Below are 13,251 nucleotides of genomic sequence, written 5' to 3'. Positions count from 1 at the left end.
TTATCATTATCATTATGATATCAAATATAAATCTTACCCGAAAGAAAAAGGGTACACATAGTTAGAATGTAACTAAAAAATATTAAAATTTTGGAGGAAAAAACGATGAGTAAAGTAGCAGTAGTATATTGGTCAGGAACAGGTAATACAGACATGATGGCAGATGAAATCACAGCCAAATTAAACGACCTAGGTCATGAAGCAGAAAAAATCTTTTCAGATAATTTCTCAGCTGATGATGTAGCAAACTTTGATGGTTTTGCCTTTGGTTGCCCAGCTATGGGATCAGAAGAGCTAGAAGATGGTTCATTTGAACCAATGTTTGAATCAGTAGAAGACAAACTTGGCGATAAACCAGTAGTCCTATTTGGTTCATACGAATGGGCAGATGGCGAATGGATGCAAAACTGGACATCTAGATGCCAAGATGACAATATCAACCTTGTAGCAGATGGTCTAATAGCTTATGATACTCCACAAGATGAAGATCTTGAAGCTTGCAGAAATCTTGCTGAAAGCCTAGCAAAAGCACTTTAAGCCATGGGTGAGTCCTATCTACTTAGTCACTGCACCCAAGTCTTAGCTAATATCAAGCCTGCCAACCTCTTCAGAATTGCAGGCAAGAGTAGGGAATATATCATAGACTTGTTAAAGGAATGGAATAAGAGATTTAATAAATTTGATATATATTTTAGACAGGTAGCAAAAAATGACAAGGGCTCACTAATATTTGTATATAGAAAAGATAAGTTACAAGCCTACCTAGCTGAAGATCAGATAAAAATATTCCTAAAGAGCCTAGACTATGAAGTTGAATCTCTCGATAAGTGCTTATCATGCGTTATCAAAAAACTGTCATTAGGATATTTCCCCCATGAGATTGGATGCTTTTTAGGCTACCCATACGAAGATGTGGAAGGTTTTATTGCAAACAAGGGCCAAAACTACCTCTGCTGTGGATACTGGAAGGTCTACAGCCAAAAAGAAGAAAAAGAAAAACTCTTCGCCCTTTACGATAAAACAAGAAAGGCCTATATGGACACCTACATTAAAGGCCAAGATATAGATAAACTAGTAATTGCATAGATAAACTAGTAATAGTACAGATCAAACCTAAAAACGTAATATCATTGAATGTAAAAAAGACCTAAGCTTTGAAATTTAGGTCTTTTTACTTGGATAAATTTTATACAAAATACTTGGCCTGGGCCTTGTAGAGGTCGGAGTATTTGTTTTTGTATTTCATGAGCTTTTCGTGGCTATCGTAGGCTGCGATTTTCCCCTCATCTAGGAGGAGAATTTTGTCTGTGAACCTGGTTGAGCTCATCCTGTGGGAGATGAAGATTGCGGTCTTATCTTTGGTCATTTCGTTAAAATGTTCATAGACCTGTGCTTCTGCCAATGGGTCAAGGCTTGCTGTTGGCTCATCTAGGATTATAAATTCTGGCTTGTGGTAGATGGCCCTGGCTATGGCAAGTTTTTGCTTTTGGCCAAGGGATAGGTCTGTGGCATTTTCGTAGATATCCTTGTTTAGATAGGTATCAAGGCCATTTTCAAGAGTTTTAACCCTCTCATCTAGGTCTAATTCCTTTAAAATTTCGCTAACATTTTCCACATCATAATCCATATTTCCTATAATATTTTCTTTTATTGTAAAAGGCATGATTGAAAAATCTTGGAAGACTCCGCTAATCTTTTTATAAAGAGATTTCTTTGAGATATTTTTGATATTGACTCCATTGTATAAAATTTCTCCGCTATCTATATCAAAAAATCTAAGGATTAGCTTGACTAGGGTTGTCTTTCCTGCGTTATTTACACCCACAATAGAGATTTTCTCGCCTCTGTTGATTTTAAAGGATATATCATCAATAATCTTTCTATCAGAACCTGGATAGGTGAAGGATACATTTTTAAAGACTAGGCTTTCAAATTCTCCTGCTTCTTTTAAATTTTCTTCCTTGTCAGAATCTAGGATATAAAAATCATAGAGGGGCTCGAGGTTGGCAAGGCTCATTATAAAGGCTGCTAGCTCAGAAAACATGGTCTGAAAGGCTGTCATGAAGTTTTCATTTGCAGCTATGATAGCAGAAAATGAACCAAAATTTATCTGTGGCCCGTAGGCAGCAGATAGGGTTCTCATTGCTACATAGGTGTAGGAAACTAACCTTAGAATAGACTCTAAAAATATTTTGAGAGCTCCCATATTGGCCTCATAGGCAAATTTATCTTCAAAGCCAGCAATCATCTCATCTAGATAGCCCTTGGTTTTTGATTTCATAAGAGGCCCTAGGTCAAAAACCCTAATTTCCTTCTGGTAGTGGGGACTTGCCATGAGGGAGAAATAATAAGAGAATCTCCTGTTTACATTTACAATCTCTAGGTCAAACTTGCTTGTGTAGGCAGCTTCTTTTCCATTTACAAAAATTATTAAGAGAGAAATAAATATTGAAAATGCGACCAAGTAAGGGGAGAAAGATATAATTACAAGGGCAGTTCCTATGATGGTTGCCACACTTGTTATTATATCCTTAAGGCATGATAGCAAGTTATGGATAGCCCCCATATTTATGGCAGCATTGGCTTTTTCCTTTAGGTCTAGGGTGTGAGGATTTTCTATGTTTTGGTAGGTCAAATCCATGGCTTTTTTGGCAAGCTCAAAGGTCAAATAATCATTAATTCCCTGGCGTCTTACAAATTCTTCTCTGCTTAAAAGTCTTTCAAGGCTTTCTAGGAGGATTTTTCCTATAATTAAGAGTAGAACAATTTTTATAAAGTCGCCTGTTGGCCTTGGCTCTGTGATTTGGTTGATAAAAATCATTGGCACGAAGACGTTGATCATGGTTGCTGCCGCAGGGGCCAAGGCATTTAGGATAATGACCGGTATATAAAGAGGATCGTTTTTTGCCGTAATTTTTGCAAAAAGCCAGAGGGCTTTTAATTTATTTTTCATTATTTTCCTCCAAATAGTATTTTCTTTGGGATTCGTACATTTCCTTATAAAGACCATTTTGTTTTAAAAGCTCTTCGTGACTTCCATATTCTGTGATTTTGCCGCCATCAAGGAGCATGATTTTATCACAAAATCTGGTAGATGCTAGTCTGTGGGAGATAAAAATCAGAGTCTTGTCTTTGCTGATTTCATCAAGGTCCCTATAGATTTTTTCTTCTGCAAGGGCATCGAGGGCTGCAGTTGGCTCATCCATTATTAATGCTCCAGCCTCCTTCTTATAAAGAGCTCTGGCTATTGCAAGTTTCTGATTTTCTCCTCCAGAAAAAAGTGTCCCATCGTCGTGGATATTTCGGGTCATTTGGGTGTCAATCCCCTTTGGAAGTTGGTCAAGCTTATAGGCAAGGCCTGCCTTTGTTAGTGAATCGATTACCCTGTCCCTATCGATATTCTTATCAGTCGCTGCCACATTTTCTGCAATAGAAACTGCAAGAGGTTCTACATTTTGTAGAACTGTGGCAAAGGCGGCATACCTTTCCTTACGGTCAAGGTCATTGGCATTTATGCCGTTAATTAAAATTTCGCCTGCTGTTGGCTTGTAGAGGCCTAAGATAAGGGAAACTATGGTAGATTTACCTGCTCCATTTACACCAACAATTGCGACCTTCTCTTTTTCACGAATTGTAAATGATAGATTTTCCAAAACATTCACATCAGATAGGGGATAGGAAAAGCTAACATTTTTAAATTCTATGGCCATAGGTCCTATGATTTTTTTATCTCCTGCCTCTGACTTGAGGTCTGCCCTAATCATATCAAAGCCATCTGACACATAAAGTAGATTTGACCTGGTTTGAGAGATGTTTATTACAAGAGTTAGGATAACCTGAGAATAAATCGCAACTGAAGTGATAAGGAGGGTTAGGTTTTTAAGGGTAATTTGATCTGCTAAAATTTTTCCTGTTAGGAAATAAAAGCAAAGAGCCTCGACTCCTACAAGGAGGACTGCAAGGACAGGGGATAAATACATCTCAGGTTTGATAAAGGTCCTTGAAATCTTAACTACATTTGCCACAAGAGGCTTAAAACCTTCTATAAACCTGTCCTTGAAGGAAAATACCCTAATATCTTTGGCAAAGCGAAAGTCGGATGCTTCCTTGTAATAGGCGTCAGTCTTTCTCCTAACCTTGTTAAGCTCTCCCATGTGGGAATGTCTGTATTTATTTGTATAAGATCTAATCATAAGCTGAATTAGGATTGAAATTATGGCAAGGATAAAAATTAGGGGAGATAATTTTGCCATAATCACTGATATTATCACAAAGGAGATAAGATTTGCCAAAATTTTATACATATCATGGTAAATCCCTTCTAGACCCTGGACATTGTTAGAAAAAGGTTCAAAACCTCTGGAAAATTCTGCCATAAAGAGAGAATTTTCCCCAAGACCGTAGTCCATTTCCATGATAGGACCAGAAGCCTTGATGAAGGTGGATAGCCTCGTACCCATATAAGTTGAGTAAGTTCTACGCTCTATCTGATTTGAAAGCATAGAACAGATGAAAATTATTAGGGCGTAGGCTGTAATTGTGACAATCATTGTCCTAAGGTCGGTGTTTTTTTCTATGAGATCAACCAAGTAATACATGATAAAGGCCTGGATTACTGGAATTAAGCCTGCAGTTATGGGATAGATTAAAAGAGATAATTTAATTTTAAGATTGTCCTTAAAAGGCTGGTAGGCCATCTTTAATAGGTCGATATTTGATAATTTATCGGCTCTTAAATATGATTTTACAAGATCTTCGTCCTTTAAATTTTGGGCTAAGTTTTCTTTTAGGTTTTTAAGATTCTTTTCCATGATTTTCCTCCCTTATATCCTTAGAAAATTCGGTTAATTCTTCTATGACCTTGTCAAAACCGGGACGTCTTAAATAATAATAGGTCTTCCTGCCCTCAATGTAGGCGCCGATAAAGCCACAAACGTGAAGCTGGCTAATGTGATAGGAGAGTGTAGCAGGAGTTATATAAAGCTTATCAGAAAGCTCTTTTGCATAGTGATTTTTCTCCTTTAAGAGATCTAAGATGTCAATTCTTGTAGGGTCTCCTAGGATTTTTAGGTATTGGCTAAGGTGTTTTAGTTTATTTTCTTTTTTGACAAAGTCCTTGTTTGAATAAATCCCAAATTTTATGAAGGCATCATCATAATCTTCTGATATAAATTGGATCATAGTCATGTTCGGTGCAAGGATTAGGCCATAGATATTAAGTGCCTCTTTTCTTTTTCTAAGAAAATCATTAAGGCCAACTTGATTTATAAGGTCATAGACTTTTTTGCAATCATCTTTTTCTATATTTTCAAAATGGTCTTCGAAAATTTTCTCAATCATAGGAAAATTATTTGCTAGAATTTCACAGATTTTCTCAAGAAGAGGATAGAGTCTATTATAAATTGATTTCTTATTAGAAAAAGATCTCAAAAGCTCCATAGCAAGCGTATCTTCATAGGGAAGAGTAGGTATAAGGCTTAGAAAATCAGATTTTAAAGCTTTTGCCGTCCATTCCTTTATATTTGTTGATTTTAAGCCTGAATCATTTATATCGACCCCAACAAATCTTAAGAAAGATAGGTCAAATACAAGCTCAAAGAGGTTGTAGGTGAAATCTTTTATATCGGTAACATTAATATTTTGGAAAATTCCTGCAAAGAAAGGTAGATAATTACCGTCATTTTCTGAAAAAATGTAGAAAAGATTTAAAATATCTTCGTTTTGATTGTTGAAAAAATCCTCAAGATAAGGAAGAGATTCTTTTTTTATTTTTTTAACATAATCTATATAAGTATCGTTGCTATTAAAAGCGATGTCTATAGAAGTTAAATTTAAATCCTGTGAATAGTTAAATCCTGGGTAAGAATCTTCAAAGGAAAAGAAATCTTTATTCTTGGCTGTGAGGTAGTTGGTATAAAGATAGATCATAAGGCCAGCTTCATTTACAAGCAGGGGTTTTCTTATTAGTTTAAAGTCCTTGAATTTTTCCATATTAGCTCCTTTATTCGATTTATATCTAATGGTAATTCTTATATTCGATATCTATTAACTTAATTATAAGACAAATTACATCTAACTTCAATAGACCTATATTCGATATTAATCTAATGAATTATAGGAAAATTTTCCTTGACATTATTTCCTATAAGTTTTAAAATTGATGTATACAAGGGAGTTCTTTCTAAGATCTGAGAGGAGGTTATAAACCTCGACCTTACCTGATTTGGGTAATGCCAACGTAGGGATGTGTACAAATTTACTCACTCTTATGAGAGCTTATTAAGACAGGCCTTGCTTGTCTTATTTTTTTGTAAATTTTTAAGAAAGGAAGATTCTTGTCGAAAATCGGCAAGCTTGCAAAAGGCAAGTAAAAATAATAAGCGTTAGATTGGGGGCACCACCTTCTATCGCTATAGAAAACAATGTAAGGAGATTTTTATGACAGAAATGAAAAAAGCATTGACCATTGCGGGTTCAGACTCCAGTGGAGGCGCCGGTATACAAGCAGATATCAAGACTATGACAGTCAATGGGGTTTTTGCCATGAGTGCGATCACAGCCCTAACTGCCCAAAACACAACCGGCGTAAGTGACATTTTAGAAGCAAGTCCAGAATTTTTGAAAGAACAATTGGATTCGGTTTTTACGGATATTTTTCCAGATGCAGTTAAGATTGGTATGGTTTCATCAAGTGGCTTAATCGAGGTAATTGCAGAAAGACTTATCCATTACAAGGCCAAAAATATTGTTGTAGACCCAGTAATGGTTGCAACAAGCGGGGCAAAATTATTACAAGATGATGCTATCAAAACCCTTGAAGATAAGCTCTTTCCACTTGCAGATGTCCTAACACCAAATATCCCAGAAGCAGAAATCCTAATCGGTAGGAAAATTAATTCTGTAGAAGATATGGAAGAGGCCGCTAAGGAAATTTCATCCAAATATAAGTGCGCAACTCTCTTAAAGGGCGGTCATGCCTTAAATGATGCCAATGACTACCTCTATGCAAATGGAACAGGTACTTGGTTTAAGGGCAAGAGAATTGACACAGAAAATACCCACGGAACAGGCTGTACTTTATCATCAGCAATCGCCTCTAACCTTGCCAAAGGATATCCAATGGATGAAGCAGTCAAAAAAGCCAAGGACTATATCTCAAAGGCCCTTGCCGCAGGGCTAGATCTAGGAAAAGGCTCAGGCCCAATGAACCACGCCTTTGATATAAAGGAAGAATATAAGGAGGTCTATGATGAAAAAGACTTCTAATTTTGAAAATGGCCTCATCTGGTTTGGGGCAGGGGTTTCCATAGCAGAAATTATTACAGGAACTTATTTTGCACCCCTAGGTTTTAAAAACGGCCTTATGGCCATCCTCATCGGCCATTTGATAGGGGCTATCCTCTTATATTTGGCAGGTATAATCGGAGGAAAAAGCGAAAAATCAGCCATGGAAACAGTTAAGATGTCCTTTGGCCAAAAGGGCGGCCTATTTTTCGCCTTCTTAAATGTCCTCCAACTTGTAGGCTGGACTGCCATCATGATCTATGACGGGGCAATTTCAACTTCCCACGTCTTTGCCACAGGCCACATCCTTTGGGCCCTAGTGATTGGACTTTTGATCCTAGTTTGGATAAAGATTGGAATTTCAAATCTTGGTAAGCTAAATACAGTTTCCATGTCACTTCTATTTATCCTAACTATTGTCCTTTCCTTTAAAATCCTAAAAGGAGTTGACTTTATGTCAGAATCCACTGCTGATGCCATGAGCTTTGGCCTTGCCATTGAGCTTGCCATAGCCATGCCAATGTCTTGGATGCCACTTATTTCTGACTACACTAGAGAGGCAGAAGACCCAAAGGCTGCAACCCTCACATCAACTCTAACTTACAGCCTTGTATCAATTTGGATGTATGTGATAGGAATGGGCATGGCCCTTCTTACAGAGGAAAGCGACATAGCCATGATTATGGTTAAATCAGGCCTAGGCCTTGCTGCCATGCTGATAATTATCCTATCTACAGTTACAACCACCTTCCTAGATGCTTATTCTGCAGGTATATCAGCCGAATCCCTATCAAAAAAAGTGAACGGTCAAAAGGTAGGAATAATTGTCACGATTATAGGTACAATCGGGGCAATAATTTTCCCAATGGATGATATAACAGACTTCCTTTACCTAATAGGTTCTGTTTTTGCTCCAATGATTGCAGTTCAAATAGCAGATTATTTCATAATAAAAAAAGATGTCACAAGCTGCGACATCTATGTTAAAAATATGATAATTTGGCTAATTGGCTTTATCATCTATAGGATACTCTTAAAGATGGATATTTTTATAGGCTCAACCATAGCTTGTATTGTAATTGTCCTTATCCTAAAGCTAATCGCAGAAAAATTAATAAAAGACTAAATAATTATAAGCAAAAACTGACCCAAAAGTTCAGTCATAGACAAAAGTCTGACTGACATAAGGAGTCAGTTTTTAATTGGCCTTTATTTAAAACAAAGCTAGTATATTTTTTTAATTCATCATCGTAATTTCCATCATAAAGGATACCATCAAGCATTTTTTCTTTTTCAGTCATGATTTTCCTTGTCAATTTCTCTTATAGATATGTCATAGAGGTCTTCGTAGAGGTAGGATTTGTCGATTCCTTTCATGAAAACTTCTCTATCTTCTATTCTATCTGTGAGTGCAGATTTTAAAAGATATTTTATTTCAAGTGTGTTTACAACAGATCTCTCCATAGCGGAAAGATAGGCAAACTTATCAATCTTGTCCCAATCGATGCATTTACCTAGGTTTTTCTTTAAGATAAGGTCAAGCCAAATCCTTGTTGCCCTGCCATTGCCTTCACGAAATGGGTGTGCTACGTTCATTTCTACATACTTATCAATAATCTCATCAAAAGTTGTTTCTGGCATCTTCTCTATTATATCAAGATTAGATTCCAGGAAAAGAAGGGGGGCAAAGCGGAAAGAGCCCTTAGATATATTTACAGTCCTGATTTTGCCAGCAAAATCAAAGACATCTTGAAAGAGATAGGCGTGGATATCTGCTAGGGATTTGAAAGTGCCCACTTCAAAATCATCTATAAGGCCAGTATCCCAAAGCTCTATGGCTCTTTTTTTGCTCAAATATTCTTCATTCTTGTTCATAGGCCCTCCTTTTTTATAAATTATACTCTTAGCCAATAAAAAAAGCAGACCTTAGGGCCTGCTAATCTTTAGGCTAACTCCACCTTGTGGAAGTTTTTCTTGCCTTTTTTGATTATTATTCTATTATCTTCAAAGATTTCTTCTGTGACTTCGAAGGCTGGGTCTGTGATTTTTTCATCGTTGATTGATACGCCGCCTTGTTGGACAGTTCTTCTTGCTTCACCGTTTGATTTGGTTAGGCCTACTTCTGTCATTAGGGCTAGAAGACCTTTCGGAAGGTCGGCTTTGGCAATTTGTGTGGTTGGCATGGCGCTTTCATCACCCTTGCCTGAAAATAGGGCTCTTGCTGCTGATAGGGCTTCATCTGCCTTGTCCTTGCCATGAACTAGTTTTACTACTTCGTAGGCTAGAGTTTCCTTGGCCTTGTTGATTTCTACTGCATCTGTTGCTGATCCTAGTTTCTTACATTCTGCTGTAGGTAGGAAGGTTAGTTGAAGGAGGAATTTCTCCACGTCCCTGTCGTCCACATTTCTCATGTATTGGAACATTTCATATGGTGAAGTTTTCTCTTCATCTAGCCATACAGCTCCTTTTTGGCTCTTGCCCATCTTTACTCCATCAGCTGTTGTAAGAAGGGAGAAGGTCATACCATAGGCCTTGCCATCTTCGTGTTTTTTGATTAAGTCAACTCCGCCGATGATGTTTGACCATTGGTCAGACCCACCCATTTCAAGGGTTACGCCATTTTCTCTGTACATTTTCAAAAAGTCGTAAGATTGGAGAAGCATATAAGAAAATTCGAAAAATGTTAGGCCGCCTGCTGCAAGTCTATTCTTGTAGGCATCTTTTTTAAGCATTTCACCTACTAGAAACTCGCTTCCTACATCCCTTAAAAATTCTAGGAATTTAAGGTCAAGGAGCCAATCTTTGTTATTTAACATTTCAGCTCCGCCCTCGTCAGAAAAGTCCAAAAACCTTTGGAATTGCTTATAGAAGCAGTCAGCATTGTGGTCGATTCTTTCAACTGTCATAACTTGGCGCATATCGCTTCTACCAGATGGGTCACCGATTAGGGTTGTACCACCACCAAGAAGGGCAACTGGCCTGTGTCCATAGTTTTGCATACGCATCATAACCATAATTTGGATAAGGTGGCCAACTGTAAGTGAATCAGCTGTAGCATCAAAACCACAGTAGAATTTTACAGAATCATTTGCTAGGATTTTCTTAAGTTCTTCTTCGTTGGTGGCTTGTTCATAGTAGCCACGATCTACCAGTTCATCAAAAACATTATCGTATTCTTTTTCGTAAGTAAATTTCATATTTCTTCCTTTCTTAAAATAAGCACAAAAAAAGAGCATAAAAGCGCAACAAATGCGGTACCAGCTTTTTTTATACTCTACATATGGGACAGGCGCCCATATTCGCCTTAAACAAAATGAAAGTGTAAGTTCAGATAAGTTATTTCAAACTATCCTACTGGAATTCATTGTAAGTTTTATTCTTACATCTACTTAACACTAGAAAGGCTATTTTGTCAACAATTACTAATTTATTATTGACAGAATATGTTTCATCCTATACTATAGTATTGTAATAATTTTCAAATATTGGAGGATATATGAAAGATTATCCAAAACTTACAGAAGATAAATTAGATGAAATAATAGGAAATTTACTTGAAGAAAAGTCTATAAATGAAAAAGAAAAAGAGGTTCTACTTGCATATAAAACAAAGAAAAATGTTAGTTTTTTAAGGAAAATTAAAGATTTAAAAGTGTCTATTAACAAACTTCAATTAACAGATGGCTTTGATTCTCTAAGTAAAGAAATACTAGATTTATATACAGAGATAATGAGGCAGTATCCAACAACAGGACCTTCATCAATTTTTAATGGGCTTATAAAATAAATGTAGACAAAAGTCAGTTAGGATTAGTTTGTTTTTTTTAACCATCACACTTTAATGTAATAATTAATTACTCAAATTATAAAAAAGGGGTATATTTATAATAAGTAAAGACAAGAAAAAGAAAGGAGCAAGCATGAAAAAGAAACTTATAGCAGGCGCACTAATGGTCGCCATGTTAATGCCAAATGCTCAGGCCTTTGCTGATTCTAAGGAATACACAGATGAAGGCTTTGGCAAGGGAGATTATTCTTATGAAGATGGAATGTATTTGCCAGCCCTTCATTATTTTGGGGTCACAAAAGGCAGGCAAGTTCACCCTTATGGGGAAAGTAAGGTTGGAAAGATATCTAAAGAGAAAAAACAAGAAATTCTAAAAAGACCTGAGATTAAAAGACTTGTAATAACTTACAATTCCTTTTACCAAACCATTATCAAATGGTATAAGTTTGGCGATAAACACATAGACAGGTGGAAAGAAGTTAAGGATATGGATGCGCCAGTTTTTGGCAAGATTAGCAAGAGAGATTGGCTAGAAATCTACCAACTAGGGGCAAATGGCCTACAAAAAGTCCGTGACTATTTTGATTATTTGGGCCTTGTAGATAGTGACTACACCAACAAAGAGACCCTGGATATGATAGATAGACCAGAGTTAAGCTTTGAACAGATTGAGACTTGTGGAGAGGAAGATAAAATTATTTTTAACAAAGGAATTTCAAGCAGAAAATTAGATGCTAAGTCCAAAGACCTTGCTGATTCTGATGGCGGAAAGCTTGTTAAAAAACTTGTAGAAAATCTTGATGGCTATAAGCTTGGTAAGCCAACAGAAGTCCTAGGAAAGTCTAAATCAGGAGCTTATGACAAGAGACTTTTCCTACAAATTTACTTAACTAGGGGTGATTCACAAATTCTCTTCCAAATGGCAGGCAAGGATGAAGAAATCTGGAGCGATTATTCCTTAAAAGATAAAAAAATATCCAACTTCTACGGACAAGAAATGGTACTTTCTGCCTATCCTGAAGGCAATTTATACAGGGCAGAGTTTAAAGACTTGGATAACCAATACCTAGTAGAATCTTCTGGAATTTCTGAAGATGAATTTTTGCTAATAGTAAGGTCTTTTATAGCTAATATTAGAAATGTTTCAGCTTTATCATCTATGAAATTAGAATTTTAGAAAAAATTGTCATAAATATAAATAAATATGGATTTTTAAATGCAACAGATGTGGCAGATTATCTAGTCAAGAAAGGCCTAGCCTTCAGGGATGCCCATCATATTGCAGCAAGGCTTGTAAAATATGCCATAGACAAAAACCTAACCCTAGAAGACCTTGATTTAGCCACCTACAAAAAAGAATCAGACCTCTTTGAAGAAGATATATATGAAGCCATAGATCTTAAAACCTGCCTAGAAAATCGAAAATCCTAAGGAGGCCCAGCCCCAGAAGAGCTCGAAAAACAAATAAGCTTAGTAGAAGAGAAAATATCTTAGGATTAGCTTAAATATAAATTAAAAAAATGATGTGCAGATTAGCTATTTTGCCCATCATTTTTTAATTTCCCTTGTTAACTTGATAAGAATTATTGGGTATATATTATTAATAACACTAGTGAATCTATAAAATTTTAGTTTAATTTGTTCTTAAAAGAAGGAAGTATAAGATGAAAAAGGATAGCCCAATGAGATATAAAAATGGAGACTGAGGATACTTTAGTACTTACATAAAGATAGGATTGTATTTTAAAAGAAAATTAGTTTATAGAAGGAAATTATATGAAAAAAATAATTTTGATGTCTTTCAAAAAGTTATTTATTATATTACTTTCAATTATAGCTTTAATAGGGTGTGGAAAAAAAGAAGATGAAGTAAAATGGGATAGAACTCCAATGGTCATGTATCAAGATAATTTATATTATTATGAAAGGTCATATGTAGATTATGACAGAACATATATAGGAGATAGTTCAGAGAATATAGAATATGATGGCAAATTTGAGAGTACAGTTGATCTAACTGATCTTCCAACGAAAAATGGACAGTCTAATTTTGGCATATACGAATATGTCTTAATGGATGACGGGAGTATGGAAGTTTATCTAGGTGATAAAAAATGGATGGTTTTATCAAGAAGAGATAATTAGTATAAAAAATAGAGTGTAGACTAGTCGTCTCACTC

14 protein-coding genes and 1 riboswitch are annotated in these 13,251 nt (G+C 36.1%); of the genes, 8 read left to right on the top strand and 6 right to left on the bottom strand.

The features are described 5' to 3' along the window. Nucleotides 1–105: 105 nt before the first annotated feature. Both RRB46_RS06480 and RRB46_RS06475 read left to right on the top strand, forming a co-directional pair. Nucleotides 106–537 carry a flavodoxin gene (locus RRB46_RS06480; RefSeq protein ID WP_265236047.1) on the top strand — a complete coding sequence of 144 codons (432 nt, stop codon included), beginning with the start codon at nt 106–108 and terminating at the stop codon, nt 535–537. Nucleotides 538–540: 3 nt separating this feature from the next. Next, complete coding sequence (locus RRB46_RS06475; RefSeq protein ID WP_296128255.1) at nt 541–1,086, top strand: DUF3793 family protein; 546 nt, start codon at nt 541–543, stop codon at nt 1,084–1,086. Nucleotides 1,087–1,186: 100 nt separating this feature from the next. Here the strand turns inward: RRB46_RS06475 and RRB46_RS06470 are convergent, their stop codons facing one another. The 3 genes from RRB46_RS06470 to RRB46_RS06460 are packed head-to-tail and all read right to left on the bottom strand — an operon-like array spanning nt 1,187 to nt 5,991. Next, a complete protein-coding gene (locus RRB46_RS06470) occupies nt 1,187–2,953 on the bottom strand; it encodes an ABC transporter ATP-binding protein (protein WP_311537908.1) in 1,767 nt (588 codons plus the stop codon). Continuing rightward, nucleotides 2,943–4,811: an ABC transporter ATP-binding protein gene (locus tag RRB46_RS06465; protein ID WP_311537907.1), complete on the bottom strand. Its 1,869-nt coding sequence runs from the start codon at nt 4,809–4,811 to the stop codon at nt 2,943–2,945. The genes RRB46_RS06470 and RRB46_RS06465 overlap by 11 nt, the downstream gene beginning before the upstream one ends. Beyond that, entirely contained in the window at nt 4,795–5,991 is a 1,197-nt protein-coding gene (locus RRB46_RS06460) for a winged helix-turn-helix domain-containing protein (protein ID WP_311537906.1), read from the bottom strand. Before RRB46_RS06460 ends, RRB46_RS06465 begins: the two co-directional genes overlap by 17 nt. Before the next feature lie 167 nt (nt 5,992–6,158). Continuing rightward, nucleotides 6,159–6,263: riboswitch (TPP riboswitch) on the top strand. 184 nt (nt 6,264–6,447) lie between these two features. Here RRB46_RS06460 and thiD point away from each other — a divergent pair. Both thiD and cytX read left to right on the top strand, forming a co-directional pair. Beyond that, entirely contained in the window at nt 6,448–7,266 is an 819-nt protein-coding gene (gene thiD, locus RRB46_RS06455; RefSeq protein WP_311537936.1) for a bifunctional hydroxymethylpyrimidine kinase/phosphomethylpyrimidine kinase, read from the top strand. Further along, a complete protein-coding gene (gene cytX, locus RRB46_RS06450; RefSeq protein WP_311537905.1) occupies nt 7,250–8,410 on the top strand; it encodes a putative hydroxymethylpyrimidine transporter CytX in 1,161 nt (386 codons plus the stop codon). Before thiD ends, cytX begins: the two co-directional genes overlap by 17 nt. A 34-nt stretch (nt 8,411–8,444) precedes the next feature. Here cytX and RRB46_RS06445 read toward each other — a convergent pair whose 3' ends face one another. From RRB46_RS06445 to tyrS, 3 genes are all read right to left on the bottom strand, one after another. Beyond that, complete coding sequence (locus RRB46_RS06445; RefSeq protein ID WP_311537904.1) at nt 8,445–8,585, bottom strand: hypothetical protein; 141 nt, start codon at nt 8,583–8,585, stop codon at nt 8,445–8,447. Next, nucleotides 8,578–9,159, bottom strand: a complete 582-nt coding sequence (gene fic, locus RRB46_RS06440; RefSeq protein ID WP_311537903.1) for a protein adenylyltransferase Fic — start codon at nt 9,157–9,159, stop codon at nt 8,578–8,580. The genes RRB46_RS06445 and fic overlap by 8 nt, the downstream gene beginning before the upstream one ends. Before the next feature lie 68 nt (nt 9,160–9,227). Then, on the bottom strand, nt 9,228–10,481 hold the full coding sequence (gene tyrS, locus RRB46_RS06435) for a tyrosine--tRNA ligase (protein WP_311537902.1): 1,254 nt from the start codon (nt 10,479–10,481) through the stop codon (nt 9,228–9,230). Between the two features lie 299 nt (nt 10,482–10,780). Between tyrS and RRB46_RS06430 the strand changes: the two genes are divergently transcribed. From RRB46_RS06430 to RRB46_RS06415, 4 genes are all read left to right on the top strand, one after another. Beyond that, nucleotides 10,781–11,071, top strand: a complete 291-nt coding sequence (locus RRB46_RS06430) for a hypothetical protein (RefSeq protein WP_311537901.1) — start codon at nt 10,781–10,783, stop codon at nt 11,069–11,071. A gap of 133 nt (nt 11,072–11,204) precedes the next feature. After that, nucleotides 11,205–12,248, top strand: coding sequence for a hypothetical protein (locus RRB46_RS06425; protein WP_311537900.1), 1,044 nt, complete (start codon nt 11,205–11,207; stop codon nt 12,246–12,248). After that, on the top strand, nt 12,224–12,502 hold the full coding sequence (locus tag RRB46_RS06420; RefSeq protein WP_311537935.1) for a hypothetical protein: 279 nt from the start codon (nt 12,224–12,226) through the stop codon (nt 12,500–12,502). Before RRB46_RS06425 ends, RRB46_RS06420 begins: the two co-directional genes overlap by 25 nt. A gap of 345 nt (nt 12,503–12,847) precedes the next feature. Beyond that, nucleotides 12,848–13,216: a hypothetical protein gene (locus RRB46_RS06415; protein WP_311537899.1), complete on the top strand. Its 369-nt coding sequence runs from the start codon at nt 12,848–12,850 to the stop codon at nt 13,214–13,216. Nucleotides 13,217–13,251: the final 35 nt, after the last annotated feature.

The sequence above is a fragment of the uncultured Anaerococcus sp. genome (assembly GCF_963512375.1).
In the GTDB taxonomy this organism is placed as follows: Bacteria; Bacillota; Clostridia; order Tissierellales; family Peptoniphilaceae; genus Anaerococcus.
This window is presented reverse-complemented; position numbering and strand designations above follow the sequence as displayed.